Annotated in this window: 30 protein-coding genes; 16 read left to right on the top strand and 14 right to left on the bottom strand. The window is 62.9% G+C overall.

Annotation, left to right across the window (positions count from 1 at the left end):
• Positions 1-16: 16 nt before the first annotated feature.
• Positions 17-223 (top strand): hypothetical protein, encoded by a 207-nt coding sequence (locus tag O9320_07385; GenBank protein MCZ8310659.1) that lies wholly within the window; start codon positions 17-19, stop codon positions 221-223.
• On the opposite strand, the gene mnmE is transcribed toward O9320_07385, so the two are convergent.
• From mnmE to O9320_07405, 4 genes are read right to left on the bottom strand one after another with little or no spacing between them, the layout of a single operon-like run.
• Positions 224-1,567: a tRNA uridine-5-carboxymethylaminomethyl(34) synthesis GTPase MnmE gene (gene mnmE / locus O9320_07390; GenBank protein ID MCZ8310660.1), complete on the bottom strand. Its 1,344-nt coding sequence runs from the start codon at positions 1,565-1,567 to the stop codon at positions 224-226.
• Between the two features lies 1 nt (position 1,568).
• The gene (gene tatA, locus O9320_07395; GenBank protein ID MCZ8310661.1) at positions 1,569-1,787 is read right to left on the bottom strand and encodes a twin-arginine translocase TatA/TatE family subunit; all 219 of its coding nucleotides are present in this window, start codon (positions 1,785-1,787) and stop codon (positions 1,569-1,571) included.
• Positions 1,784-2,149, bottom strand: coding sequence for a (2Fe-2S) ferredoxin domain-containing protein (locus O9320_07400; protein ID MCZ8310662.1), 366 nt, complete (start codon positions 2,147-2,149; stop codon positions 1,784-1,786). The genes tatA and O9320_07400 overlap by 4 nt, the downstream gene beginning before the upstream one ends.
• Positions 2,146-2,385: a DUF6489 family protein gene (locus O9320_07405; protein MCZ8310663.1), complete on the bottom strand. Its 240-nt coding sequence runs from the start codon at positions 2,383-2,385 to the stop codon at positions 2,146-2,148. The genes O9320_07400 and O9320_07405 overlap by 4 nt, the downstream gene beginning before the upstream one ends.
• Before the next feature lie 141 nt (positions 2,386-2,526).
• On the opposite strand from O9320_07405, the gene O9320_07410 reads away from it, so the two are divergent.
• From O9320_07410 to O9320_07420, 3 genes are read left to right on the top strand one after another with little or no spacing between them, the layout of a single operon-like run.
• The gene (locus O9320_07410) at positions 2,527-3,237 is read left to right on the top strand and encodes a dienelactone hydrolase family protein (GenBank protein ID MCZ8310664.1); all 711 of its coding nucleotides are present in this window, start codon (positions 2,527-2,529) and stop codon (positions 3,235-3,237) included.
• A 14-nt stretch (positions 3,238-3,251) separates the two neighbouring features.
• A complete protein-coding gene (locus O9320_07415; GenBank protein MCZ8310665.1) occupies positions 3,252-4,226 on the top strand; it encodes a quinone oxidoreductase in 975 nt (324 codons plus the stop codon).
• Entirely contained in the window at positions 4,223-4,678 is a 456-nt protein-coding gene (locus O9320_07420; protein ID MCZ8310666.1) for a cupin domain-containing protein, read from the top strand. Before O9320_07415 ends, O9320_07420 begins: the two co-directional genes overlap by 4 nt.
• Before the next feature lie 15 nt (positions 4,679-4,693).
• On the opposite strand, the gene O9320_07425 is transcribed toward O9320_07420, so the two are convergent.
• From O9320_07425 to hemE, 5 genes are all read right to left on the bottom strand, one after another.
• Positions 4,694-6,610 (bottom strand): PAS domain-containing sensor histidine kinase, encoded by a 1,917-nt coding sequence (locus tag O9320_07425; protein ID MCZ8310667.1) that lies wholly within the window; start codon positions 6,608-6,610, stop codon positions 4,694-4,696.
• A gap of 129 nt (positions 6,611-6,739) precedes the next feature.
• Positions 6,740-8,128: a transcription termination factor Rho gene (gene rho / locus O9320_07430; GenBank protein MCZ8310668.1), complete on the bottom strand. Its 1,389-nt coding sequence runs from the start codon at positions 8,126-8,128 to the stop codon at positions 6,740-6,742.
• Positions 8,129-8,390: 262 nt separating this feature from the next.
• A complete protein-coding gene (hemJ, locus tag O9320_07435) occupies positions 8,391-8,831 on the bottom strand; it encodes a protoporphyrinogen oxidase HemJ (GenBank protein ID MCZ8310669.1) in 441 nt (146 codons plus the stop codon).
• A complete protein-coding gene (gene hemH / locus O9320_07440) occupies positions 8,828-9,868 on the bottom strand; it encodes a ferrochelatase (GenBank protein ID MCZ8310670.1) in 1,041 nt (346 codons plus the stop codon). Before hemH ends, hemJ begins: the two co-directional genes overlap by 4 nt.
• A 41-nt stretch (positions 9,869-9,909) precedes the next feature.
• Positions 9,910-10,971, bottom strand: a complete 1,062-nt coding sequence (gene hemE / locus O9320_07445; GenBank protein MCZ8310671.1) for a uroporphyrinogen decarboxylase — start codon at positions 10,969-10,971, stop codon at positions 9,910-9,912.
• Positions 10,972-11,400: 429 nt separating this feature from the next.
• On the opposite strand from hemE, the gene O9320_07450 reads away from it, so the two are divergent.
• Genes O9320_07450 through dnaQ form a run of 4 tightly spaced genes read left to right on the top strand, consistent with a single transcriptional unit; the run spans position 11,401 to position 14,157 of the window.
• Entirely contained in the window at positions 11,401-12,240 is an 840-nt protein-coding gene (locus O9320_07450) for a kinase/pyrophosphorylase (protein ID MCZ8310672.1), read from the top strand.
• Positions 12,237-12,857 (top strand): Maf family protein, encoded by a 621-nt coding sequence (locus O9320_07455; GenBank protein ID MCZ8310673.1) that lies wholly within the window; start codon positions 12,237-12,239, stop codon positions 12,855-12,857. The genes O9320_07450 and O9320_07455 overlap by 4 nt, the downstream gene beginning before the upstream one ends.
• Before the next feature lie 8 nt (positions 12,858-12,865).
• Positions 12,866-13,477, top strand: a complete 612-nt coding sequence (coaE, locus tag O9320_07460) for a dephospho-CoA kinase (GenBank protein ID MCZ8310674.1) — start codon at positions 12,866-12,868, stop codon at positions 13,475-13,477.
• Complete coding sequence (gene dnaQ, locus O9320_07465; protein MCZ8310675.1) at positions 13,477-14,157, top strand: DNA polymerase III subunit epsilon; 681 nt, start codon at positions 13,477-13,479, stop codon at positions 14,155-14,157. The genes coaE and dnaQ overlap by 1 nt, the downstream gene beginning before the upstream one ends.
• Positions 14,158-14,169: 12 nt before the next feature.
• On the opposite strand, the gene secB is transcribed toward dnaQ, so the two are convergent.
• Together secB and O9320_07475 are read right to left on the bottom strand one after the other, a co-directional pair.
• A complete protein-coding gene (gene secB, locus O9320_07470; GenBank protein ID MCZ8310676.1) occupies positions 14,170-14,670 on the bottom strand; it encodes a protein-export chaperone SecB in 501 nt (166 codons plus the stop codon).
• Between the two features lie 76 nt (positions 14,671-14,746).
• On the bottom strand, positions 14,747-15,289 hold the full coding sequence (locus tag O9320_07475) for a phosphoglycerate mutase family protein (GenBank protein MCZ8310677.1): 543 nt from the start codon (positions 15,287-15,289) through the stop codon (positions 14,747-14,749).
• 185 nt (positions 15,290-15,474) lie between these two features.
• On the opposite strand from O9320_07475, the gene O9320_07480 reads away from it, so the two are divergent.
• Together O9320_07480 and O9320_07485 are read left to right on the top strand one after the other, a co-directional pair.
• Positions 15,475-16,158 carry a Tim44/TimA family putative adaptor protein gene (locus tag O9320_07480; protein ID MCZ8310678.1) on the top strand — a complete coding sequence of 228 codons (684 nt, stop codon included), beginning with the start codon at positions 15,475-15,477 and terminating at the stop codon, positions 16,156-16,158.
• 14 nt (positions 16,159-16,172) lie between these two features.
• Entirely contained in the window at positions 16,173-17,384 is a 1,212-nt protein-coding gene (locus O9320_07485; protein ID MCZ8310679.1) for a murein transglycosylase A, read from the top strand.
• A gap of 28 nt (positions 17,385-17,412) precedes the next feature.
• On the opposite strand, the gene O9320_07490 is transcribed toward O9320_07485, so the two are convergent.
• Positions 17,413-18,021, bottom strand: coding sequence for a glutathione S-transferase family protein (locus O9320_07490; GenBank protein ID MCZ8310680.1), 609 nt, complete (start codon positions 18,019-18,021; stop codon positions 17,413-17,415).
• A 92-nt stretch (positions 18,022-18,113) separates the two neighbouring features.
• Here O9320_07490 and gcvA point away from each other — a divergent pair, with 92 nt between their 5' ends.
• Genes gcvA through O9320_07515 form a run of 5 tightly spaced genes read left to right on the top strand, consistent with a single transcriptional unit; the run spans position 18,114 to position 21,429 of the window.
• Positions 18,114-19,007 (top strand): transcriptional regulator GcvA, encoded by an 894-nt coding sequence (gene gcvA, locus O9320_07495; GenBank protein ID MCZ8310681.1) that lies wholly within the window; start codon positions 18,114-18,116, stop codon positions 19,005-19,007.
• A 41-nt stretch (positions 19,008-19,048) separates the two neighbouring features.
• Entirely contained in the window at positions 19,049-20,221 is a 1,173-nt protein-coding gene (locus O9320_07500) for an alpha-hydroxy acid oxidase (protein MCZ8310682.1), read from the top strand.
• Between the two features lie 10 nt (positions 20,222-20,231).
• Positions 20,232-20,756: a Smr/MutS family protein gene (locus tag O9320_07505; GenBank protein ID MCZ8310683.1), complete on the top strand. Its 525-nt coding sequence runs from the start codon at positions 20,232-20,234 to the stop codon at positions 20,754-20,756.
• Positions 20,753-21,139, top strand: a complete 387-nt coding sequence (locus O9320_07510) for a helix-turn-helix domain-containing protein (protein ID MCZ8310684.1) — start codon at positions 20,753-20,755, stop codon at positions 21,137-21,139. The genes O9320_07505 and O9320_07510 overlap by 4 nt, the downstream gene beginning before the upstream one ends.
• Positions 21,140-21,165: 26 nt before the next feature.
• Positions 21,166-21,429: a YMGG-like glycine zipper-containing protein gene (locus O9320_07515; GenBank protein MCZ8310685.1), complete on the top strand. Its 264-nt coding sequence runs from the start codon at positions 21,166-21,168 to the stop codon at positions 21,427-21,429.
• Here the strand turns inward: O9320_07515 and hslU are convergent.
• Positions 21,419-22,738: an ATP-dependent protease ATPase subunit HslU gene (gene hslU / locus O9320_07520; protein MCZ8310686.1), complete on the bottom strand. Its 1,320-nt coding sequence runs from the start codon at positions 22,736-22,738 to the stop codon at positions 21,419-21,421. The two genes, O9320_07515 and hslU, sit on opposite strands and share 11 nt — an antisense overlap.
• Positions 22,735-23,283, bottom strand: coding sequence for an ATP-dependent protease subunit HslV (gene hslV / locus O9320_07525; protein ID MCZ8310687.1), 549 nt, complete (start codon positions 23,281-23,283; stop codon positions 22,735-22,737). Before hslV ends, hslU begins: the two co-directional genes overlap by 4 nt.
• Positions 23,284-23,397: 114 nt before the next feature.
• On the opposite strand from hslV, the gene hisB reads away from it, so the two are divergent.
• On the top strand, positions 23,398-24,021 hold the full coding sequence (hisB, locus tag O9320_07530; GenBank protein MCZ8310688.1) for an imidazoleglycerol-phosphate dehydratase HisB: 624 nt from the start codon (positions 23,398-23,400) through the stop codon (positions 24,019-24,021).
• Positions 24,022-24,025 lie beyond the last annotated feature (4 nt).

Raw genomic sequence — 24,025 nt, forward strand, 5'->3', positions numbered from 1 at the left:
GCGAGGGTCGCAGACAATGGAAACCTATGTGGTGCAGTTCTACAAAGCCGGCGGGCCGCAGAACGCCACGGGGCAACCGGTTTATGCCAGCAACGATTTCGGTTCTGCCACCAAGGCCTACGACGACGCCTCGAGCAAGTATGGTCCCGGCTGGATCATCTTGTGGAACCAAAAGAACCGCATGAAGCTGCAGAGCAAGCAGGTTCTCAAGGCGCCGAAATAGCTATTTGCCGATACAGAATTCGGCGAACAGCAGGTCGAGCACATCTTCCACGCCGGTGCGGCCCACGATACGACCCAACGCGTCGGCCGCCCGGCGCAAATCCTCGGCGATGAGTTCGGCCGCTGTTTGCGCGCGTGCCTGACGCAAGGCCGCGCGAACATCTTCCAGCGCTTCGCGGTGGCGCGCCCGCGTCACGATGCTCGCCTGGCCGTCTTCCTCACCCAAAGCAGCAGCGGCTTTTTGCGCCAAAACCGTTTCAAGTTCGGCAAGCCCTTCCCCGGTCGTCGCCGACACGCCGAGCGCTTCGCGGCCGGCCGGTGCCAAATCGATCTTGTTGTGCACAACGAGCGCTTCGGCGGCAAAGCGGGAAAGCGCATCGTCGATGACGGGTGCCGTCGCATCGAACACCAGCACGCGCAAATCGGCGGCCTTGGCCAGCAGCTGCGTGCGCCTAATCCCCTCACGCTCGATCGCAAACTGCGGATCGCCGTCTCCATCGTCGGCAAGCTCGCGCAGGCCGGCCGTATCGATCAGCGTGACCGGCCAGCCGCCGAGATCAAGATGCACCTCGATCGCGTCGCGCGTGGTCCCGGCCATGCTCGACACGATTGCAGCCTCGCGCCGCGCCAGGCGATTGAGCAGGCTCGATTTCCCGGCGTTCGGCGGTCCCAGCAGCGCCACCGTGTAGCCGTTGCGCAAACGCTCGCCGCGCGTCGCTTGCCCGATCAAAGCACCAAGCTCGGCATCGAGTGCAATGAGAGCCGGTGCCATCGCGGCGATGAGATCGCCCGGCACATCGCCTTCGTCCGGAAAATCGATCTCCGCCTCCGCCTGCGCGCGCAGACGCAGAATGCGCAGTCGCAAACCTTCGACCGCGGCCCCCAAGGCGCCGCCCAGTTGCTGCAAAGCTTGGCGCGCTTGCGCGCGCGTCTCGGCCGCGATCAGGTCGGCCAGCGCCTCAACCTGGGCGAGATCGAGCTTGCCAGCATCGAACGCGCGCCGCGCAAACTCGCCGGGTTTTGCAAGCCGCAATCCGGGCCGTGCCGCCAGCACCGCCAGAAGATCGGCAATTACTGCGCGCGCGCCATGCACGTGCAATTCGGCAACGTCTTCGCCCGTAAAGCTCTTCGGCGCCGGAAACCACAAAACCAAGCCGTCGTCGAGCCGTTCGCCGGTTTCGGGATCACGCAGATCGGCCCGCGTGGCCATCCGCGCCGCCGGAATTTGGCCGCACAGAGCCTGTAAAACAGCCCCGGCGTGCGGGCCGGAAATACGGATAACGGCAACCCCTGCTTTGCCCACGGCCGTCGCCGGCGCAAAGATCGTCGCCCGGCTGTTCGCCATGTCAGGCCTTGGGCGGCGTTCCAGGCGGCGGCGTTTCGGGCGCCGTCGTCGCTGCCGATGCCGGCGGCGGTGCCGAGTCCGATTTTTCGTCCGCCATGCCCTTTTTGAACGCCTTGATGCCGCTCGCCATATCGCCCATCAATTTCGGGATTTTGCCGGCCCCGAAGAACAGCAGCACAATCAACGCCAGGATCAGAATTTCGCCGAACCCGAGATTCATGGCGCTTTTTCCTTTTTCTGATCGGGTGCGAGCATCAGCGCTTGCGCGCGGCCGCCGGCGACCATATGGCTCGCAAGGATCGTATCGATATCTTCGCGGGTTTGCGGCGAATACCATATGCCTTCGGGATAGATCACCATCGTCGGCCCAAACTCGCAGCGATCCAAGCATCCGGCCGTATTGATGCGGACATTCTTGAGGCCCAACTCCTTGGCGCGCGCCTTCATATAGTCGCGTAGCTTCTCCGATCCGCGTTCTTTGCAGCAGCCGCGCGGGTGCCCCGTCGGGCGCTCGTTCGTGCACACGAACACATGCGCCTCGAAATAGGGTGCCGGGTCGCTCGGCAAAGTCCGGTCGGTCATTTCGTCTTGTCCTTGTCGGCACTTTGGGCCAGCGACCAGAATTTCTGCATCTGCTCCCAGCCCGTGCCGCCGAACCATTGGCGCAGCATCGTTTCCGGATCCATCGCCTTCATGGCGTTTTCGAGCCGATCCGTCATTTGCCCCATGAGCGCATCCTGCATGGGTTTCACGTCTGGCAGACCCATAAAGACCCGGGCCTCTTCGGGCGTGCAATCGATATCGACTTTGATCTTCATGGCGATCCTCGGACGTGAAGCTCTTGCGACATTAGCCGCCTCCTTGCCCACCCCGCAACTGCACCCCATTGCGCGCCTTTGGCGCCAATGGCAGGGTTGCGCGCTTCCCCGCCACGCCCGCCACCGACCGACGAGGATCCCATGCCGAACCTGACTGTAACGGCTGCCAGCCCGAGCCCGGCGTTCGGCGCCACTTTCGACGCCTATGTCGCCTTGCCGCCAGGCGGGCGCGGCCCCGGTCTGGTGTTGATCCAGGAAATCTTCGGCGTGAACCAAGTCATGCGCGACTTGGCCGACGGCTATGCCGCGCAAGGCTATGTCGTGGCCTGCCCCGACATTTTCTGGCGCCAGCAGCCGGGCATCCAGATTACCGACCAGACCGATGCCGAATGGGCGCAGGCCTTTTCGCTGTTCAAAGGTTTTAATTTCGCCCTCGGTCTGTCGGACCTCAAGCAAACATTGGCTAACTTGCGCGGCCACGCGGCATGCACGGGCAAGGTCGGCACGGTCGGCTATTGCCTAGGCGGCAACCTCGCCTACCAAATGGCCTGCCAGAGCGATGCCGACGCGTCGGTCAGCTATTACGGCGTGGGCTTGGACGGGCTGCTCGACCAAGCGGCGACTCTCGCGCATCCACTGTTGATGCATATCGCCGAAAAAGACGCCTTTGTGCCGCCCGCAGCCCAAGCCAAAATCAAAGCCACCTTGGCACCCCACAAATACGCGCAACTGCATGTCTACGAAGGCGAAGACCATGCGTTTGCGCGCGTCGGCGGCAAGCATTACAGCCAAAAAGCGGCGACGGCCGCCAACGCAACCACCGCTGCCTTTTTCAAAGCCTATCTCGGTTGAAGGAACAAACACGCATGGTCAAAGCAATCCACGCCGTCAAAGCCGGCGGCCCCGAAGTTCTCACCTGGACCGATATCAACGTCGGCGAGCCCGGCCCTGGCCAAGTGCGCATCAAGCATACGGCGATCGGCGTCAACTATATCGACGTCTATATGCGCTCGGGCCTCTACGCCACGCCGACCCCCTTCGCCCCCGGCAATGAAGCCGCCGGCATTGTCGAAGCGGTCGGTGCGGACGTAACGGATTTCAAAGTCGGCGACCGCGTTTGCTACGTGATTGCGGGCGGCGGTGGCTATCAGGAAAAGCGCATCGCCCCCGCCGACCGCGTCGTCAAACTGCCGGACGGCATTTCCGATAAGCAGGCCGCCGCGATGATGCTGAAGGGCATGACCGTGCAGTACCTGCTGCGCCGGACCTACAAGGTGCAGGCGGGCGATACGATCCTATTCCATGCCGCAGCGGGCGGCGTGGGTCTCATCGCATGCCAATGGGCCAAGCATCTGGGTGCCACGACGATCGGCACAGTCGGTTCAGCCGAGAAAGCCGCCCTTGCCAAAGCGCATGGCTGCCACCACACGATCCTCTATCGCGAAACCGATTTCGTGCCTGAGGTCAAAAAGCTGACCGACAATGCGGGCGTGCCCGTGGTCTACGATTCGGTCGGCAAGGACACGCTGCTGAAATCGCTCGACTGCCTGGCCCCGCTCGGAATGCTCGTCACGTTCGGCCAATCGTCAGGTCCCGCCGACCCACTCAATCTCGGCGTCCTCGGCACCAAAGGCTCGCTGTTCGTCACGCGCCCGACGCTGTTCACCTACATCGCCAAAAAAGCCGCCCTCACGCAAACGGCCAACGATCTGTTCGACGTCGTCGCTAAGGGCATCGTCAAGATCGAGGTTTCGGCCGAATACGCGCTCAAAGATGCGGCCCAAGCACATCGCGATCTCGAAGCGCGCAAGACCACAGGCTCCGTCGTCCTGGTGCCATGACAGCAATCGATCCCAAAACGATCGCGCCGCGCGTCGGCACCAACTATCCGGAACCCTATCGCAGTAAACTCGGCGGGCGCGAAAAACGCGCGGTGGGCGACGCGGTTGGCCTCAAGAATTTCGGGGTCAATCTCGTGCGCCTGCCGCCGGGTGCGATGTCGGCCATGCGCCATTGGCACTCGCGCCAGGACGAGTTCGTCTATGTGCTCGAGGGCACGGCGACGCTTCTGTCCGACGCCGGCAAAACGCCGATCCCGGCCGGCAGCTGTGCCGGATTCCCGGCGGGCCACCCCGACGGGCATTGCATTGCCAACGAGAGCGATCGCGACGTCGTCTATCTCGAAGTCGGCGATCGTGCCTCCGGCGATGTCTCGACCTACCCCGACTCAGACATGATGGGGAAGTTCGTGCACAGCTGGGCGATGACGCGCAAGGACGGCTCGCCGCTCTGACGCAGGAGCTCTGACTTACGCGCGCGGCGCCAGCGGCAGTTCGGCCGTCACGCGCGTCCCCTGGCCCTTTGCGCTCTCGATCGTGAGCGTGCCGCCATGCAGGCCGACAAGCTCCTTGCAGATCGCAAGGCCGAGCCCCGTGCCGCCATGCCGACGCGTAAGCTGGGCATCGATCTGCACAAAAGGCTCGGTCGCGCGCGCAGCCTCCTCCGGCGTCATGCCGATGCCCGTGTCGGCCACGCCGATGCGCAGACCGGCATCGCCGCCGACCGCGAACAGTCGCACCTGCCCGCCATTGGGCGTGAATTTGACGGCGTTCGACACGAGATTCATCAGCACCTGCTGCAGACGCATCGGATCTGCTTCGAGTGCCAGCGCCGCGTCCGTGCTGTCGACCGAAAGTTCGACACCCGCCTTGGCGGCGGCGGCGGAAAACAGCTTTGCGACAAGGGCCAACAGCGGGGCGATCTCGACGCGCGCATAGGCAAGCTCCAAACGGCCGGCCGCGATTTTCGACAGATCGAGGATGTCGTTGATGAGTGCCAACAGATGCATGCCGCTCGCACGGATGTCCTGTGCATAGCCGAAATAGCGTTGGTCGTTTGGCCCGAAAATCCGATCGGCAATAATCTCAGCAAAGCCGATAATGGCATTGAGCGGCGTGCGCAATTCGTGGCTCATCGTAGCCAAAAAAGCGCTCTTGGCGGCCGATGCCGCCTCGGCGTCGATTTTCGCTTGGCGCAGCTGCGCTTCGGCCGCTTTGCGCTCGGTAATGTCGGCAACCGTGCCCTCGTAGGCGATGAGCTTGCCGTCATGGCTGCGCACCTCCCAGCCTGCCTCGCTGATCCACGCGCGTTCGCCGGTCGCACGCCGCACGATCTCCGATTCGAAACCGCGCACATGGCCGTCGCGCGCGCGCAAACGGCGAAACTCTTCGAGGCGTGCTGGATCAACATACCAATCGCGCCCGGATCTGCCAGCCATCACCACGGCTGCAATCTGCTCTTCCGCCGTCGAAAAGCCATTGATGCGCGCGAGAGCCGCGTTGACCCGCAGCTGGATCCCGTCGGGATGGGTGCGATAGACGCCGAAATCGACGTTTTCGAAGATGGAGCGATAGTCGGCCTCAGCGGTCTGTGCGCGCGCCCGGGCTTCGGCAAGCTTGATCTGTTCGTTCTGCTGCTGGGTTACGTCTTCGAGCAAGCCCTCGTAGCACAGCGCTTTGCCCTCAGCATCGCGCACCACCCAAGCGCTCTCCCGCACCCACGCGCGTTCGCGCGTGCGGTGGCGATAGACGTGCGAGACGAAATCCACAACGCGCCCGTCACGCTCGACGAGCTCCTTGAATTTCGCGCGCCGTCCAGGATCGACATACCATTCGACGGCGATATCCTTAACCGCCGCTAACAGTTCGGCCTCGCTCGTGTAGCCGTTGAATTCGACTAAAGCTGGATTAGCGCGCAGCTGGCGGCCGTCGGGCGACGAGCGATAGATACCCACACCGGCATTGGCAAAAATCGACTGGTAAGCGGCATCGGCTTCGACGGCTCTGCCTTGCGCTGCCAACGTTTCCGTCCTGTCGAAAACGGCGCCGACGTAACTTTCGGCGCCCGACGCCGCGATGCACCGCCCGGCGTTCTGGCTGAACCAGAAAACGCTGCCGTCGCGACGCCTGCCCTTGCACAGATAGCCCGAGACATTCCCCTCAGCTTGCAGCCGCGCCACAAGCCGTTCACGATCGTGCGGATGGCGATAAAAGCTGGCACCAGCTTCGCCGACCTGTGCGAGCAGCGCATTGGCGTTCGGATAGCCGAAGAATGCGGCAAAATGATCGTTCGCGCGCAGCAGGCGGCCGTCGGCCGTCGTTTCGTAGACGCCGATCTGCGCTGCTTCGACGACTTGCCTGAAAAAATCTTCCGCCCCGCCTGCCATCGAAGCCGACCCTCAAACGCCCCACGTCGATTTTATCGCGCGTCGGGGGCAAATCACCAGAGTCAGCGTTGCGAAATTCTCTCGCGACGAAAAACCCCCGCCTTTGTAGGGCGGGGGTCTGAAGCTGTCTTACGTGTTCATCGCCTCGAAGAAATCTTTGTTGTTCTTCGAATGCTTGAGCTTGTCGATCAGGAACTCCATCGCGTCCGTGGTGCCCATCGGCATCAGGATGCGGCGCAAGACCCACATTTTCGACAAGACCGCTTTGTCGACGAGCAGCTCTTCCTTACGGGTACCCGACTTGGTGATGTCGATGGCCGGGAAGGTGCGCTTGTCGGCAAGCTTGCGATCGAGGATGATTTCCGAATTGCCCGTACCCTTGAACTCTTCGAAAATCACTTCGTCCATGCGGCTGCCGGTATCGATGAGACCGGTCGCGATAATGGTGAGGCTGCCGCCCTCTTCGATGTTGCGCGCCGCACCGAAGAAGCGCTTCGGGCGTTGCAGCGCGTTGGCGTCCACACCGCCCGTCAACACCTTGCCGGACGACGGCACGACGGTGTTGTAGGCGCGTGCTAGACGCGTGATCGAATCGAGCAGGATCACGACGTCGCGCTTGTGTTCGACCAGCCGCTTGGCCTTTTCGATCACCATTTCGGCGACCTGCACGTGTCGCACCGCCGGCTCGTCGAAGGTCGAACTAACGACCTCGCCTTTGACCGAGCGGATCATGTCGGTCACTTCTTCGGGCCGTTCGTCGATCAGCAGAACGATCAGATACACTTCCGGATGGTTCTGGGCGATCGAGTGCGCGATGTTCTGCAGCATCACGGTCTTGCCCACGCGCGGCGGCGCGATCACAAGCGCGCGCTGGCCTTTGCCGAGCGGGCAGACGAGATCGATGATGCGCCCCGTGATGTCGCGGCGCTGGCTCGGCGCGTTGTCGCGCTTGACCACTTCGGTGCGGCGAGCGGACAACGTGCCCTTGAGAGCCACGGCCTCCTCGTCGCCTTGCGGCCGGCGCGCGGGTTTGGGCTTGGGCGGCGGCGGTGCTTCGACCGGCTCGTCGCCGAATTCCAAATTGAGGCGCGAGGTCGGATAGAAGGGCGTCAAATTGTCGAAATTGATGCGGTGGCGCGCGATTTCGGGCTCATCGAAATTGATCGTGCGCACCACGGTGAGCGCAAAATAGCGCTCGCCGTCTTTCGGAGCGCGGATCTGGCCTTCGACCGTGTCGCCGGTGCGCAGGCCGTAGCGGCGGATAAGCTGCGGCGTCATGTAGATGTCGTCGGGCCCGGGCAAATAGTTGCTCTCGGGGCTGCGCAGAAAGCCGAACCCGTCGGACAGGGTCTCGAGCACGCCGTCGCCATAAATCGCGACGTCGTTGTCGGCCATGCGCTTCAGAATCGCAAACATCATGTCCTGTTTGCGCAGGGCCGAGGCGGATTCGATTTGCAACTCTTCGGCAAATGCCAGCAACTCGGCCGGCGTTTTCCGCTTCAATTCTTGGAGATTCATAAGCGCTCTGGGGTTGGGGCTGGAAGGTTTGATGCTTGAACGAAAAGGCGAACGGAAAGGGTCTGGGGGAGGCGCGCCGAACCGATCTGGAGCCGAATTCGGTGCCGCGGGCGAGACGCCACAACGGTCGTTATTCAGCGCGAGGAAACGGCGGCGAAGGGAATGGCCGACAAATGAAGCGGCCAAATCGACGGGCGAGCGCCCGATTGACGGTCAATCTAGCCGATCCGCCGCGATTGTCAATCGCGCAAAAGCGACATGCCTAGAACGGCTTGACGATCACCAGCAGCACAATCGCCAGCATCAGCAGTGTGGGCACTTCGTTTTGGATGCGGAAAAACCGCGTCGGGTGCAGGTTGCGATCGACGGCAAATGCGCGCCGCCACTTCTCCTGCAAAAAATGGTGAATGGTTATCGCAACGACGGCTGCAAGCTTTGCGTGCAGCCAGCCGCCTGTCCAATCCTGTGCCGTAAGCATGAGCCCGCCGAATAGCCAAGCAACCACCATGGCGGGCGTCATGATCGCTTTCATGAGGCGCCGCTCCATCGTCTTGAACAGTTCCGAGGTCGGCGACCCTGCCGCGACTTGGGTATGGTAGACGAACAGACGCGGTAGATAGAGCAGACCCGCCATCCAGGCGATGATGGCCACGACATGCAGCCACTTGATCCACAGATAGAAATCGTTGACGAAATCGATCATGCCGCCTCGAGCGCGCATTTTCGGCAATTGGCCGGGCACAGCCGGGCTTGGCCCGCATCGGCAAAACTGCCGGCCGGACGGGCCGCCGCCGCGCGCACGATCGCCGCAAGCCCCGCGATAAACGCCGGGTGCGTCGAAACCGTGGGCACGCGCGCGTAGAACGGCACGCCGACCTCGTGCGCAAGTTCGCGATATTCAATGTCGAGTTCCACCAGCGTTTCCGAATGCTCGGAAACGAACGCGATGGGAGCGAGCACGACCGGCACTTTGTCGGCACCCGCCCGCTCGATTTCGTCTTCCGTATAAGGACCGATCCATTCGAGCGGACCTACGCGGCTTTGGTAGCACACGGTCCAATCGAGATCCGCGATGCCGAGCTTTTCGGCAGCCCGTGCCGCCGTCATTTCGACCTGCGCTTGATAGGGATCGCCCCCCGTCACGACTTTCTTCGGCAGCCCGTGCGCCGAAAACAGCACGCGGGGTTTGCCGTGCGCGGCCGCTTCGCGATACTTGGCGGCAACAAGATCCGCCAGCGCTTCAATGAGGCCAGTCTGTTGCGGATAGCAGCACGCAAAGCGCGTCGGCACGTTAAGCCCAATGCGCGCGGCCGCCGCATCCCAGGCTTTTTTGGAGCTACCTGTCGTCGTCGTCGAAAACTGCGGATAGAGCGGCAGCAGCACGATGCTGTCGGGCTTGTAAGCCGCAACGTCTTTGGCCGTCTTGTCGGTCAGCGGGTGCCAGTAGCGCATTGCCGGAAAGCAGCGGACATTGCCGCCAAGGTCGCCAAGGGCGGTTTCAAGTGCGCGCGCCTGCGCGTTTGTGTTCGGCAGTATGGGCGAGCCACCGCCCATCTGCGCGTAAATGCCTTGCGCTTTGCTTGCCCGACGTTTGGAGACGAGCTTGGCCACAAGCCAGCGCAACGGATTGGGCAGCGAGATGATCGCAGGATCGGAAAACAGATTGTACAAAAACGGCTGTACGGCGGCTTGATTGTCGGGGCCGCCCAAATTGAACAATACGATCGCCGTTCTTTCCATCGCCAAATTGATCCTTGCGCGCGCGGGCTTTTGTCGAGCGCTTAAGCGGCTTTGGCGCGCCACTTGCCGATCAACGCGGCAAGTTCGGCGACATTGGCAGGCGGTGTGGGCGGAATGACGCCGTGGCCGAGATTGAACACAAACGGGCCTTTGCCCAGCGCATCCAAGATGCGTGTTGCAGCACCGGTCAAGGCCGGGCCGCCGGCGCAAAGTGCGATCGGGTCGAGATTACCTTGCACGGTTTTGAGCTTTTGCAGCTCCTGCGCGAAGGCAAGCGGCACCGACGTGTCGAGGCCGAGCGCATCCACGCCCGGAATCGCAGCCGCCTCGCGATAGAGCAAACCCGAGCCCTTCGGGAAAAATACGATCGGCACGTTCGGATGTTTGGCGCGCACGCCGGCAACAATCTTCGTCGCCGGTGCGATTACCCATTTGCGGTATTCGCCTTCGGGCAAAACGCCGGCCCAAGTATCGAACAATTGCAGCGCCTCGGCACCGGCCTCAACCTGACGGTTGAGATAGCCAATGGTCGCGGTTACCAACAGATCGATGAGGTGCGCAAACGCGGCTTCGTCGCGATAGGCGAGCAGGCGCACATTGGCGAAATCTTTGCTCGTCCCGCCCTCGACCATGTACGTTGCAACCGTCCATGGTGCACCTGCAAAACCGATCAGCGCCGTCGTCGCCGGCAAACCCGCCTGCACGCGCGCCACGGTTTCGTAAATCGGGGCAACTTTGGCATCGAAACTGTCAAGATTTTGCACAAGTTTATCGATGGCAGCCGCATCGCGCACCGGCTCAAGAACTGGACCCTCGCCCTCACGGAAACTCAAAGGCTGGCCGAGCCCATATGGAACCATCAAAATATCTGAAAAAAGGATCGCGGCATCCATGTGGTAGCGGCGCAGCGGCTGCAAGGTGATCTCGGTTGCGAGATCCGGGCGCAGGCACAAATCGACGAACCCATTGGCCTTGGCGCGTGTTTCCCGATATTCGGGCAAATACCGCCCAGCTTGGCGCATCAGCCAAAAACACGGCCGTTCGAGGATTTCGCCCCGCAAAGCGCGCAGGAACGGTTTTTGGTTGGTCGGGTCTTTCGGCATTGCGGGGCTGCTCGTTCGAGGATCGTTGAGGTGCGAGTGTAGCTGCGATGCTCCCCCTCTACCATTTAAGAATCTTAAATAAAACAAGGTAGTTGAGGATAGTGGGTGCCTGTGGATCGTGGGGAGGGCCATCTATCCCACACGTTATGCGCGCCGCCTGCCCGATCGGCTGATTGTGGATCGATTGCGGTACCGTTTGTTGAAGATAGCGCGCAAAGTCACGTCGGCGAGCCTGTTTTGTGCGGGAAAAGCGGTTTTTGTAAACCGGGGATAAAAGGCTTTGGTCGATTTATCCCCGATCCTGGTCTAAACCGTGGCCACTTGTCCCGGCGTGTACAAGGGTCGCTTGACCTGTACCAACGCTGCGGACGAATTTTCGAGCCTGTGGACGAAACCCCTTGTTACCCCGGTTATGCGTGTAATCCCCAGATGCAGCGTTTCCATCTTCACCTCGTTTCCGATGCGACCGGCGAGACGTTAAACGGGGTTGTGCGCGCATGTTTGGCGCAGTTCGAAAACATCGAACCCATCGAACATATGTGGTCGATGATTCGCACCGAACGCCAGCTCGAAAAAGTTCTCGCCGGCATCGAAGCCAATCCCGGTATCGTGTTCTACACGCTGATCGAAGAACGCACGCGCGGCATGCTCGAAGCCGGCTGCCGTCGCTTAGGCACGCCGTGCTTGCCCGTTCTCGATCCGACGATGGGTGCACTTTCCAATTATCTCAAACTCAAGACGCGCAATTTGCCGGGCCGCCAGCATGCGCTTGATGCCGATTATTTCCGCCGCATCGATGCGATTAACTGGGTCATGATGCACGACGACGGCCAGTCCGCGCACGGGCTTGGCGACGCCGAAGTGATTCTGGTCGGCGTCTCGCGCACGTCAAAAACGCCGACCTGCATCTATCTCGCCAATCGCGGCTACAAGGCGGCCAATGTGCCGTTTGTGCCCGGCGTCAAACTGCCCGACGAAATCGAGAGCTTGCACGCCAAGGAAAACGGTCCACTTTTCGTGGGTCTCACAAACGATCCGAATCTCCTCGTGCAGCTGCGCCGAAACCGTTTGAACATGCTCAACGAAAGCCGCGAGACGGACTATACGGATCTCGAAAAAGTGCGCAGCGAAGTCGTCGAAGCGCGTCGGTTTTTCACGGCCCGCGGTTGGCCGGTCATCGACGTTGCCCGCCGCTCGATCGAAGAAACGTCGGCTGCGATCATTGCCATGGTCCAGGAACGGCGCGACAAAGCAGGACTGCCAACGTGACCACACTGGTGCATGAAACCGCTCCGCCTTTGGTGCTTGCCTCGCAAAGTCCGTTCCGCCGGGCGATGATGGAAAAGGCCGGGCTTGTCTTCGCGACCGATGCAGCGCGCATCGACGAAGACGAAATCAAGCGTGCGATGCAAGCCGAGGGTGCGAGTGCTGCCGACGTGGCAATCAAGCTTGCCGAAAGCAAGGCACGTCGCGTCGCCCCGCGCCATCCGGGGGCAATTGTGATCGGCTCGGACCAAATGCTCGACTGCAACGGCGTATGGTTCGACAAGCCGGCCGACCGCGCACATGCAACCGCCCATCTGCAAGCGTTGGCTGGCAAGACGCATCGCTTGGAAACCGCGGCCGTTGCGTTTCGCAACGGCACGCGCGTTTGGCACCATGTTGAAGCGGCCCGCCTTACCATGCGCCCGCTTGAGGCTGCTTTCATCGAGCGATATCTCGATGCAGCCGGCGAAAATGCGTATCTGTCGGTCGGCGCCTATCAGCTTGAAGGTCTCGGCGCGCAGCTGTTTTCGCGCGTCGACGGCGATTTTTTCACGATCCTCGGTTTGCCGCTGTTGCCGCTGTTGGGTTTCCTGCGGGCCAACGGCGTCGTGCCGGACTAGCGATCGCCATGCGCGTTCTCGGGCTCACGGGTTCGATCGCGATGGGCAAATCGACGGCCGCCCGGCTGCTGCGCCGTTTGCACATCCCCGTCCACGATGCCGATGCGGCGATCCATACATTGCTGGCCGCTGGCGGAGCGGGTGTGGCGCCGGTCGCAGCTGCGTTTCCGGGTGTCGAAGCCAGGGGCGCTATCGATCGGCAGCTCTTGGGCAAGCAGGTCTTCGCAGACCCTTCTGCTTTGCGGCGGCTTGAGGCCATTTTGCATCCGCTGGCCGCAAATGCCGGCCGCCGTTTCGTGGCGACGCATGCGCGCAATCGTCGCCGTGTTGTATGCCTCGATGTGCCGCTGTTGCTCGAAACTGCGTCGGTGCGGCGCTGCGATTTTGTCGTCGTCGTATCGGCGTCGGCGATGCTGCAGCGGCAGCGCGCCCTCGCCCGCCCCGGCATGACGCAAGAAAAGCTCGCGGGTATTCTCGCCCGCCAAATGCCGGACGCGGTCAAGCGTCGGCGTGCCGATTTGGTCGCGATCTCGGGCCTTGGGCTTCTAGCAACCTTGCGCGCGCTCAAAAAAGCGCTACGACTGGCGAAGACATCCCCGCAACGACGGCAGGTTTTCTGATGCGCGAAATCGTCCTCGATACCGAGACCACCGGCCTCGATCCCAAAACCCAGCGCATCGTCGAGATCGCCTGCATCGAACTCGTCAATCATCTGCCGACCGGGCAGAAATTCCACACGCTGCTCGATCCCGAAATGGAAGTGCCGTCCGAGGCGGTCGCCGTGCACGGCCTGTCGAATGCCAAGCTTGCGGGTGCGCCGCTCTTTTCGATGATCGCGTCCGAGTTTCTCGACTTCATCGGCGAATCGAAACTCGTGATCCATAACGCCGAATTCGACATCGGTTTCATCAATGCCGAGTTGCGGCGCGCGAATTTCGAGCGCATCCCCATTACGCGCGCGATCGACACGGTGCAGATGGCACGGCGCAAATTTCCAGGCGCACCCGCCTCGCTCGACGCGCTCTGCAAACGTTTCGGCATCGACAATACGCACCGCACGCTGCACGGCGCTTTGCTCGATTCCGAACTGCTCGCACAGGTCTATCTCGAGCTGCTCGGCGGCCGCCAAGTCGGCATGGCGTTGGGCGAAAAGCCCGCCGCCGGTGCCGCACCCGAACTGTCGGCTCCCGTGCCGGCCGCAATTGCGCGGCCAGCCCGCATCTTCGCCCCGAGCGAGGCCGAGCTCGCCGCCCATCAGGCGGCGGTCGCCAAGCTCAAAAACGCGTTGTGGAACGCTTGAGCGAACGCGTTCTTAGTTCGGCAGAATGATTTTCGACGTCGGCCCCTGCGCCGACGGGGCCGGCGGCGGTTCTTGGGCGGCAATGCGCTTGCGGTAGAGTTCGACGAAATCCACCGGCTGTAGCAGCAGCGGCGGGAAACCGCCTTCGCGCGTCGAATCCGCCACGATGTTGCGCGCAAACGGGAACAGCATGCGCGGGCATTCGATCATCAAGAATGGCCCGAGATGATCTTGGCCGAGGCCCGAAAGCTGGAACACCCCGGCGTAAAGGCACTCAATCACAAAAACCGGCTCTTCGCCGGTCATGGCCTTCGCCTCAATCGAAAGCTCGACCTCGTACACGTCCTGGCCCAGCGGACGCGCTTCGACTTTGACGTCGGCGGTCACTTGCGGGTTTTTGTCTTGTGCGAGGAAGATATCAGGAGCGCGCGGGCTCTCGAACGACAGATCCTTCAGATACTGGGTCAGGACCGCGAAAACCGGGCCTTCGGCGGGGGCGGCGGGATTTGTCATGGGAAGGCGAGCTCCGGTCGGAGGAAAACGAGACAGGCGCGTAACATGAAGTCCGCCTCTTGCTCAATCCCCCTGCTCAGTTCTCGGCAAAGCTCAAACGCAAAATCTCGGCGTTTTTGGCCTCGATGCCGGTCACGGCGCGAATGAAACCCCAATGTGTGACAACCGCAACCGTGTCGCGGTCCGGCAGCAGGGCTGCCCGGCTGCGGAAAAGCCGCCCGCGATCATGGATCTGGGCCTCGCTTTCGTCGAAGCCGAGTGTCACATGGTCGTGCCACCATGGATCCTCGAGATGCGCAAAATCGAGCGCCGGAAAGCGGCTTTTGAGCGTTTCGCGCGGTGTGCCGATGTCGCAATGGAAGGCCGCCCGCTCGCGGACCAACGGTTCGATGCCGACGCCCACGCCAAGGCTGCGCGCGATGATCTCGGCGGTTTCGATGGCGCGTGTGTAGGGACTGGCCAACATGCGCGTCACGCCGTGCGCCGCGAGCTTGGCCGCAGCCTCGAGCGCCTGGCGGCGGCCCTCGTCGGTCAATTTCGGGTCCGGAATGCCGGGATCGACGCGGGTTCGCGCGTAAACCGCGTTGAATTCGGACTGGCCATGGCGCACGAGCAGCATTTCGAGCTGGAAAATGGCGCTTTAGCCGCCCGAATGCAAGAATCCCGGCCAAGGCGCTTGTTCCTGTGCTCTCGCGCCCTTATTTATTGTTGTCGCACCTGCAAACGCACTTGCTAATGCGCCCGCAAAAACGTGCGGCAAAAACGACGGCAAATACGCCGATTTGGATGGACACGATGGCAATTATGGACATTTTGCTCTTTGCAGCGGTTGCGGCCTTCCTGGTGCTGCGCTTGCGCAGCATTTTGGGCAAACGCACGGGGGCCGAGGATGCCGAGCGCTGGAACCGGCGCCCGCCTGAGCGCCCGGCCGATTTGACGACCGAGCGCGCCGAGCAGATCCCCGACAATGTCACGCCGTTCCCGGGTGCCGCTCGTCCCCCGGAAGCGCCTGCCAAGATCGTTCTGAACGACCCGGCCCTGCAGCTCGGGCTTGAAGAGATCCGCCGCGCCGACCCGAGCTTCGTGCCGGCCGAATTCGTCGAGGGCGCACGCGGTGCGTTCGAGATGATCTTGATGTCCTACGCCCAAGGCGATACGCAGACGCTGAAGCCCCTGCTGGCACCGGACGTCTATTCGGGCTTTGCCGGTGCCATCCAGAGCCGCCAAACCGCCAAACAGACGCTCGAGACGACGTTGGTCGGCATCCAGAGTGCCGACATCGCAGGTTTGCGCATGGCCGGCCGCTTCGCCGAAGTCACAGTCAAGTTCGTGACCGAACAGGTCAATGTGCTGCGCGATGCCGAAGGCCAAGCGATCGACGGCGAGGCGGCAAGCGTGACGAAGCTTACCGACCTTTGGACCTTCGCGCGCGACACGCGCAGCCGCGATCCCAATTGGCTGCTTATCCGCACCGAGGACGCCGCTTAAACCGCCTACCGGCGATGCGTGCGGCCGCCTTCCTGTTTGCGCTTTTGCTCGCGGGCTGTGCCGCCGCGCCCACGCCTGTCGTACGCGCGCCGGCACCTGCACCGGCAGCCCCAGCGCCGGAACAGCCCACACCGCGCTTGGTGCTTTCGCAGGCTCGCTTTGCCGATCTGCCGGGCTGGAATGCCGACCGTGTGGAAGAGGTGTTGCCGGCGTTCGTACGCACCTGTGCACGCCTTTCCCGTCTTGCCGATACGCAGACCGTGGGGCCGGATGCGCTGGGCGGCCAGGTTGCCGATTGGCGTGCTGCCTGTGCGGCCCTGCCGTCGCTTTCGCCCGCGATGGCGCGGGCATTCTTCGAGCGCGAATTCATGCCGTTTGCGCTCTCGAACAACGACGTGCGCGAGGGCCTGTTCACGGGCTATTACGAGCCCGAGCTGCGCGGCAGCCTTGTGCGCACGCAACGCCATACGGTGCCGTTGTTGGGCCGGCCCGACGATCTCGTCACGATCGATCTTGGCGCGTTCCGTGAAGAGCTGCGCGGTCAGCGTCTGGCAGGCCGTGTCGAGGGCGGCGTCTTGCGGCCCTACGAGCCGCGCGCTGCCATCGTTGGCGGGTCGCTTGGCAATCGCGCGCGGCCGATCCTGTGGGTCGACAGTGCCGACGATGCGTTTTTCCTCGAGGTCCAAGGCTCGGGCCGCGTGCGGCTCGACGGTGGGCGCGTCGTGCGCGTCGGTTTTGCTGCCCAGAACGGCCATCCTTACGTGCCGATCGGCCGTGTGCTGATCGAACGCGGCTTGATGGCGCGCGAAAACGTTTCGATGCAGTCGATCCGCGCGTGGCTTGCCGCGAACCCGGCGCAAGCGGCCGAATTGCGCAACGCCAACCCGTCCTACGTGTTTTTCCGAACGATCGAGGGCGAAGGGCCGCTCGGCAGCGAGGGCGTTGCCCTCACCCCGGGCCGTTCGCTTGCCGTCGATCGCACGTTCCTGCCGATGGGCGTGCCGATTTTTCTGGATGCCGATGACCCTCTCGACGCCGCGCGCCGCGTCCGCCGTCTGTTGATGGCGCAAGACACGGGCGGCGCCATTCGCGGGCCCGTGCGCGGCGACGTGTTCTGGGGCGCGGGCGAACTTGCGGCCGAGCAGGCCGGGCGCATGCGCTCGACCGGGCGTGCATGGATCCTGCTGCCGCGCAGCGTTGCCGAGCGGCGCCTGCGCACAAGCTGAGGCTTGGTAAGGCTAAGCCTCGCCACCCTCAAGCATCGATCGGAATATGCGGGGCATCTTCCGCCACGCGCGCAAGCCAGTCCCTTATCTGCGGATAGGGCTCAAGCGAAAAGCCGCCCTCTTCGGCGACATGCGTGTAGGCGTAAAGGGCGATGTCGGCGATGGTCGGCGCTGTGCCGACAAAAAATGTGTGCGTTTGCAGATGCGTTTCCATCACCTGCAGGGCTGCCACCCCCTGCTCGCGCTTGTGTGCGATCGCAAGCTCGCGATAGAGCGTGATCTCGACATTGTGCGTGAGCCAATAGCGCACGGTCGCAATATTGGGCTCGTGACTGTATTGCTCGAAGAACAGCCATTGCAGCGTTTGCGCAAACGCGACCGGTTCGTCGGGCAGATACGCGGTGCCGCGTGCCAGCCACGCCAGGATCGCGTTCGATTCGGCGAGTGCCGTGCCGTCCGGCAGCACGAGCAGCGGTACGCGCCCGTTCGGGTTCAGCGCCAGAAATTCCGGCGTGCGGCTTTCGCCCTTGTCGATGTCGACCGTGATGCGCCGATAGGCCAAGCCGCGCTTGTGCAGCATCAGGCGGCATTTGTAGGAATTGCCGGAATAGGGGGTGTCGTAGAGCGTGAGTTCCATGCCTGCCTCCTGTTTGCCGATCTTTTCTCGCGCAAGTGCTGTGTTTGCGCAAACCAGTTTTCCGAACGCTAGGCTTAGCTATACTAAGCCATATGGTCCGCCCGCTGCCGCCCTTGAACGCTCTGCGTGCCTTTGAAGCCGCCGCCCGCACCGGCGGTTTTGCCGCTGCCGCGCGCGAGCTTGGAGTCACACCCGCGGCCGTGAGCCAGCAAGTCGCGAGCCTCGAACAGCAGCTGGGGCTGCCGTTGTTCCGGCGTCTGGCGCGCGGGCTCGCCCTCACCGATGCGGGCCAAGCCTATCTGCCCGGGCTCGAGGCCGGCTTTGCGACACTCGTTGCCGCAACGCGAACGCTTCGCGCGCGCCCGCGCGGCGGGCGTTTGACGGTCAGCACACTGCCGAGTTTTGCGCTGAACTGGCTCTTGCCGCGCTTGCCGAAATTCCATGCGCTCTATCCTGAAATTGATGTGGTACTGCGCCCCGAAATTCGGCTCGTCGACTTCGCGCGCGATGCGGTCGATATCGCCGTGCGCTACGCCGTCGCCCCGCCCGCCAATGCGCGCGCCGACCGGCTCGCAAGCGAGACAATCTTCATGTGCGCGAGCCCCGGCCTTGTCTACGGCAAGCCCGGCTTGCGCAAACCTGCCGATCTGCGCCGCGCGACCTTGCTACACGATGTGGCCCTTGGCAGCAGCGAACCGCGTCTGGCATGGGCGCCGTGGCTCGCTTTGCTGGGCTTGGGAAAAGCGCTTGCCGATCGCGGGCCCGGTTTCTCGGACTCAGGCCTGCTCTATGCGGCTGCCCGCCTTGGCCAGGGGGTTGCGATCGGGCGCAGCGTGCCGCTGGAAGACGATCTGGCGGCCGGTCGCCTCGTCAAATTGTTCGACATCGAATTGCCGTCGCGCCACGCTTATTGGGTCGTCGGGCCCAAGAGTCTGCCCGAAGATCCGCGCGCGGCCGCGTTTCGGGCCTGGATTCTGGCCGCTTGAGCGGGCACATTGCGCTTTCATTGGGGAGAGGGACCGCATCCATGGCTGCCGTAACAAGCATCGAAGATCTGCGACTGATGGCGAAGCGCCGCGTGCCGCGCATGTTCTACGATTATGCGGATTCGGGCTCCTGGACCGAGCAGACCTACCGCGCCAACACGAGCGACTTCGAAAATATCCGCCTGCGCCAGCGCGTGGCCGTCAACATGGAAGGCCGTTCGCTTGCGACCAAAATGGTCGGCATCGACGCCGCCATGCCGGTCGCCTTGGCGCCGACGGGCTTGACCGGCATGCAGCATGCCGACGGCGAAATTCTGGCGGCGCGCGCTGCCGCCGCGTTCGGCGTGCCCTTCACGCTTTCGACGATGAGCATTTGCTCGATCGAAGACGTGGCTACAAACACGAACAAGCCGTTTTGGTTCCAGCTCTATGTGCTGCGCGACCGCGATTTCATCAAGCGCCTGATCAAGCGCGCGCAAGACGCCAAATGCTCGGCCCTCGTGCTCACGCTTGATCTGCAGATCCTCGGGCAGCGCCACAAGGACATCAAAAACGGCCTCACCGCACCGCCGAAACTGACCCTGCCCAACATTCTCGACATGATGACGAAGCCCGCCTGGTGCCTCAGCATGCTCGGCACGCAGCGCCGCGGCTTCGGCAACATCGTGGGCCATGTGACGGGGGTCGACGACATGTCGTCGCTGTCGGCCTGGACCGCCCAGCAATTCGATCCGCGCCTGTCGTGGGACGACGTCAAATGGATCAAGGATCTGTGGGGCGGCAAGCTGATCCTGAAGGGTATTCTCGACGAGGAAGATGCGCTTCTCGCCGCCCAGTCGGGGGCCGATGCGCTGATCGTATCGAACCACGGCGGGCGCCAGCTCGACGGCGCCTTGTCGTCGATCGCCAAGCTTGCCCCCATCGTCGACGCGGTCGGCGACAAGATCGAGGTGCATTTCGACGGCGGCATTCGCTCGGGCCAAGATGTGCTGAAGGCGCTGTCGCTTGGTGCGAAGAGCACCTATATCGGCCGCGCGTTCCTCTATGGCCTTGGTGCGATGGGTGAGGAAGGCGTGACCAAAGCGCTCGAGATCATCCGCAAAGAGCTCGACATCACGATGGCCTTTTGTGGAAAGCGCAACGCAACCGAGCTTGGCCGCGACAATCTGATCGTCGACGCCGACACCAAGCGCGAATTCGCGATCAAAATGTAAAGCGACGACGATGGCGCGCAGGACCCTTCCCGACGCCCATCTCTTCGACTTGGCGATGCGCGACGTCGTCCCGCTGCGTAAAGCGCCGCCCAAGCGCTTTTCGCCAGCCGTTGCTGCCGTCGTGGCCAAAGCGCCTCTCTTCGCTGCGGCCGATGCAGCACCGTTGTTTTTCACGCGCCCCGCTCCGGTCCCGCCGCCGAAATCGGCCCCCAATCCGGGTCTCGATCGCAACACCGCGCGGCGCTTCGAGCGCGGCGAATTGCCGATCGACCGCGCCATTGATTTGCATGGGCTAACCGAGATGCGCGCCCATCAAGCGCTCGATCGTTTTATGGCCGATGCGGTCGCAAGCGGCGCACGCATGCTGCTGATCGTGACCGGCAAGGGCAAAGACGGCGACGGCGTTTTGCGCCGCCATGTGCCCGATTGGCTGCGGCTCGGCCCCTGTGGCGGGCGTATTCTGCGCCAAGCGCAAGCCCGTCTGCCGCATGGCGGGGCGGGTGCGCTCTACGTGCTTTTGCGCCGCAACCGATGACGCCGTTCGGCGCCAAGGTGCGCAGCCTTCGCCGTGCGCGCGGCCTCACGCTGAAGCAGATGGCGGGCACACTCGATATCAGCCAGGCCTATCTCTCCGCCCTCGAACACGGCCATCGCGGTCTGCCGTCGCCGGCCCTCGTCGTGCAGATCTGCGAATATTTCGGCCTGATCTGGGACGATTTCGAGGAGATGCACCGGCTCGTCGGCCTGTCGCATCCCAAGGTCACGGTCGACACAAGCGGCCTCGATGCGGCCCGCACCGAGCTTGCCAACCGGCTCGCGGTTTCGATCGGCGATCTCGAGGAGGCGGACGTTGCCGACCTCCTGGAACGGCTCAAAACCGCGCATTTATCTGTTCGCAGAACCAAATCTGCGCGCTAAAATCGCCGCCAGAAGGAGAGATCGTCATGAGAATTATGACAATTTCAGCCGCCCTCGTGGCCGCTTTGGCGCTGTCGGGCTGTTCGAGCCTGCGTGATATAAATTTGAGCAAAACCCAAGAGCGTGTGCTCGTCGGTGCCGGCGTGGGTGCCGCGGTCGGCGGTGCGTTCGGTCTGCTGCCGAACGGTGTTTCGGCCGGCACAGGCGCATTGATCGGCGCCGGCGTAGGCGCCGCGGGTGGGCTGATTTACGACCAGCTCAAAAAAGCGAACACGCCCTCTACAAGATAAACTTCGACAGGTCGGCGTTCTTGGCGAGGTCGGCGATTTTTTCGCGGACGTAAGCCGCGTCGATCGCGATCGCTTCGCCGCCGCGGTCCGAGGCCGAAAAGCTGATCTCTTCGAGCAGCCGTTCGAGGATCGTGTGAAGCCGCCGCGCGCCGATGTTTTCCACGCCGCGATTAACCTCGGCTGCGAGGTCGGCGATCGCGTCGATGGCGTCTTCGCCGAACGACAGGGCGACGTTCTCGGTTTTCAGCAGTGCGACGTATTGCTTGATCAGGCTGTTCTCGGGCTCGGTCAGGATGCGGATGAAGTCGCCCTTTTCGAGACCCTTGAGCTCGACGCGGATCGGCAAGCGGCCCTGCAGTTCGGGCAGCAGCTCCGACGGTTTGGCGACATGGAACGCCCCCGACGCCACGAACAACACATGATCGGTCTTGATCGGCCCATGTTTGGTCGAAACCGTGGTGCCTTCGATCAGGGGCAAAAGATCGCGCTGCACGCCTTCGCGGCTTACATCCGCCCCGCCCGTGCGCTCGCCGCGGCCGCAGATCTTGTCGATCTCGTCGATGAACACGATGCCGTTCTGCTCGACCGCGAGCTTGGCTTCCTTCAGTACGCGATCCTGGTCGAGGAGCTTGTCGGCCTCTTCCTGCAGCAGAATGTCGTGGCTTTCGCCGACTTTCATGCGACGCGGCTTGCTGCGCCCGCCGAAGGCCTTGGACAGCATGTCGTTGAGATTGAGCATGCCCATCTGGCCGCCTTGCATGCCGGGCAGATCGACCATCGGCATCTGCATCGCGGAATTGTCGGCGACTTGCAGTTCGATTTCGCGGTCGGCGAGTTGGCCTTCGCGCAGCATTTTGCGGAATTTCTGCTTGGTGTCGGCGGAAGCGGAACTGCCGACGAGCGCTTCGAGAACGCGCTCTTCGGCCGCAAGCTCGGCGCGCGCTTCGACTTCTTTGCGCAGGCGCTCGCGCGTCATCTGGATCGCAATTTCGAGCAGATCGCGAACGATCTGCTCCACATCGCGGCCGACATAGCCCACTTCCGTGAACTTGGTCGCCTCGACCTTTATGAACGGCGCTTGCGCAAGCTTGGCCAAACGCCGCGCGATCTCGGTCTTGCCGCAGCCGGTGGGCCCGATCATCAGAATGTTTTTGGGCAGCACCTCGTCGCGAAGTTCGGGGGCGAGCTGCAGCCGGCGCCAGCGATTGCGCAAGGCAACCGCGACGGCGCGCTTGGCGGCGTCTTGACCGACAATGTAGCGATCGAGTTCGGAGACGATTTCGCGCGGCGAGAAGGCGGTTTGGGTCATAGCTCTTCGATCGTGAGGTTGCCGTTGGTGTAGACGCAGATTTCAGCGGCGATGCGCAAGCTGCGCTCGGCGATTTCGCGCGCCGAAAGCTCGGTTGCCCCAACAAGGGCGCGCGCGGCCGACAGCGCATAGGACCCGCCCGATCCAATGCCGATGAGCCCGTCTTCGGGCTCGAGCACGTCGCCGGTACCTGTCAGCACGAGGCTCACGGAGGCGTCGGCCACAGCCATCATGGCTTCGAGGCGGCGCAGATAACGGTCGGTGCGCCAGTCTTTGGCGAGCTCGACGCAAGCCCGCGTGAGTTGGCCCGGATGTTTTTCGAGCTTGGCTTCGAGCCGCTCGAACAGCGTGAACGCATCGGCCGTGGCCCCGGCGAAACCTGCGATTACATTGCCGGGGCCGATGCGCCGCACCTTGCGCGCGTTCGACTTGATCACGGTGGCGCCGAGGCTCACCTGGCCGTCGCCGGCAATGACCACGCGGCCGGCCCGGCGCACGGCCAGGATCGTCGTGCCGTGCCAAAGTTCGGGCTTGTTCTGATCCATCCGCGTCTGCCTTTGCCGTCGTTCCAGCCATCGATCTAGGCAGATTGGCGCTCGGGATCAAGCGCCGGTTAATTGTGGCCTCCCGCATGCAGGCTCTGCTAAAACCAGGGCGCTATGCCGAACAAATCGCCCGCCCCCCGCCGCGCCAGCGCCAGCCGCACCACCAAGGAAACCCAGATCGAAACCACGGTCGATCTGGACGGGTCGGGTGTGTACGACGTTGCGACCGGCATCGGCTTTCTCGACCACATGGTCGAGCAGCTCTCGCGCCATTCGCTGATCGACATCAAGCTGCGCGCCAAGGGCGATTTGCACATCGATTTCCACCACACGACCGAAGATTGCGGCATCGTGCTGGGCGAGGCGGTGGCGAAGGCCTTGGGTGCCCGCACCGGCATCGTGCGCTACGGCGAAGCGACGATCCCGATGGACGAGACGCTGACCCGCGTTGCCCTCGACGCCTCGAACCGGCCCTACCTGATCTGGAAGGTCGCCTTCTCGCGCCCCAAGCTCGGCGACATGGACACCGAACTGTTCAAGGAATGGTTCCAGGCCTTCGCGCAAGCGGCCGGTCTCACGCTGCACGTCGAAAATCTCTACGGCGAAAACAACCACCACATCGTCGAATCCTGCTTCAAGGCGCTGGCCCGCGCCTTGCGCACTGCGATCGCGATCGATCCGCGCAAGGCCGATGCCGTGCCCTCGACGAAGGGCGTGCTCGGCAGCGGCTCGGCCTGACGCG

Source organism: Magnetospirillum sp. (assembly GCA_027532905.1).
Lineage (GTDB): Bacteria > Pseudomonadota > Alphaproteobacteria > CACIAM-22H2 > CACIAM-22H2 > Tagaea.

Coding starts and splice junctions, on each gene's coding strand:
- hslV (MCZ8310687.1), bottom strand. CDS start 23,283: ATGGATCAGAACAAGCCCGAACTTTGGCACGGCACGACGATCCTGGCC.
- O9320_07400 (MCZ8310662.1), bottom strand. CDS start 2,149: ATGACCGACCGGACTTTGCCGAGCGACCCGGCACCCTATTTCGAGGCG.
- O9320_07505 (MCZ8310683.1), top strand. CDS start 20,232: ATGGCGCGCAGGACCCTTCCCGACGCCCATCTCTTCGACTTGGCGATG.
- O9320_07420 (MCZ8310666.1), top strand. CDS start 4,223: ATGACAGCAATCGATCCCAAAACGATCGCGCCGCGCGTCGGCACCAAC.
- O9320_07485 (MCZ8310679.1), top strand. CDS start 16,173: ATGCGTGCGGCCGCCTTCCTGTTTGCGCTTTTGCTCGCGGGCTGTGCC.
- O9320_07490 (MCZ8310680.1), bottom strand. CDS start 18,021: ATGGAACTCACGCTCTACGACACCCCCTATTCCGGCAATTCCTACAAA.
- O9320_07475 (MCZ8310677.1), bottom strand. CDS start 15,289: ATGCTGCTCGTGCGCCATGGCCAGTCCGAATTCAACGCGGTTTACGCG.
- dnaQ (MCZ8310675.1), top strand. CDS start 13,477: ATGCGCGAAATCGTCCTCGATACCGAGACCACCGGCCTCGATCCCAAA.
- O9320_07405 (MCZ8310663.1), bottom strand. CDS start 2,385: ATGAAGATCAAAGTCGATATCGATTGCACGCCCGAAGAGGCCCGGGTC.
- hemE (MCZ8310671.1), bottom strand. CDS start 10,971: ATGCCGAAAGACCCGACCAACCAAAAACCGTTCCTGCGCGCTTTGCGG.
- O9320_07515 (MCZ8310685.1), top strand. CDS start 21,166: ATGAGAATTATGACAATTTCAGCCGCCCTCGTGGCCGCTTTGGCGCTG.
- coaE (MCZ8310674.1), top strand. CDS start 12,866: ATGCGCGTTCTCGGGCTCACGGGTTCGATCGCGATGGGCAAATCGACG.
- O9320_07385 (MCZ8310659.1), top strand. CDS start 17: ATGGAAACCTATGTGGTGCAGTTCTACAAAGCCGGCGGGCCGCAGAAC.
- hslU (MCZ8310686.1), bottom strand. CDS start 22,738: ATGACCCAAACCGCCTTCTCGCCGCGCGAAATCGTCTCCGAACTCGAT.
- secB (MCZ8310676.1), bottom strand. CDS start 14,670: ATGACAAATCCCGCCGCCCCCGCCGAAGGCCCGGTTTTCGCGGTCCTG.
- O9320_07510 (MCZ8310684.1), top strand. CDS start 20,753: ATGACGCCGTTCGGCGCCAAGGTGCGCAGCCTTCGCCGTGCGCGCGGC.
- hisB (MCZ8310688.1), top strand. CDS start 23,398: ATGCCGAACAAATCGCCCGCCCCCCGCCGCGCCAGCGCCAGCCGCACC.
- tatA (MCZ8310661.1), bottom strand. CDS start 1,787: ATGAATCTCGGGTTCGGCGAAATTCTGATCCTGGCGTTGATTGTGCTG.
- O9320_07500 (MCZ8310682.1), top strand. CDS start 19,049: ATGGCTGCCGTAACAAGCATCGAAGATCTGCGACTGATGGCGAAGCGC.
- mnmE (MCZ8310660.1), bottom strand. CDS start 1,567: ATGGCGAACAGCCGGGCGACGATCTTTGCGCCGGCGACGGCCGTGGGC.
- hemH (MCZ8310670.1), bottom strand. CDS start 9,868: ATGGAAAGAACGGCGATCGTATTGTTCAATTTGGGCGGCCCCGACAAT.
- O9320_07450 (MCZ8310672.1), top strand. CDS start 11,401: ATGCAGCGTTTCCATCTTCACCTCGTTTCCGATGCGACCGGCGAGACG.
- O9320_07480 (MCZ8310678.1), top strand. CDS start 15,475: ATGGACATTTTGCTCTTTGCAGCGGTTGCGGCCTTCCTGGTGCTGCGC.
- gcvA (MCZ8310681.1), top strand. CDS start 18,114: ATGGTCCGCCCGCTGCCGCCCTTGAACGCTCTGCGTGCCTTTGAAGCC.
- O9320_07415 (MCZ8310665.1), top strand. CDS start 3,252: ATGGTCAAAGCAATCCACGCCGTCAAAGCCGGCGGCCCCGAAGTTCTC.
- O9320_07410 (MCZ8310664.1), top strand. CDS start 2,527: ATGCCGAACCTGACTGTAACGGCTGCCAGCCCGAGCCCGGCGTTCGGC.
- O9320_07425 (MCZ8310667.1), bottom strand. CDS start 6,610: ATGGCAGGCGGGGCGGAAGATTTTTTCAGGCAAGTCGTCGAAGCAGCG.
- hemJ (MCZ8310669.1), bottom strand. CDS start 8,831: ATGATCGATTTCGTCAACGATTTCTATCTGTGGATCAAGTGGCTGCAT.
- rho (MCZ8310668.1), bottom strand. CDS start 8,128: ATGAATCTCCAAGAATTGAAGCGGAAAACGCCGGCCGAGTTGCTGGCA.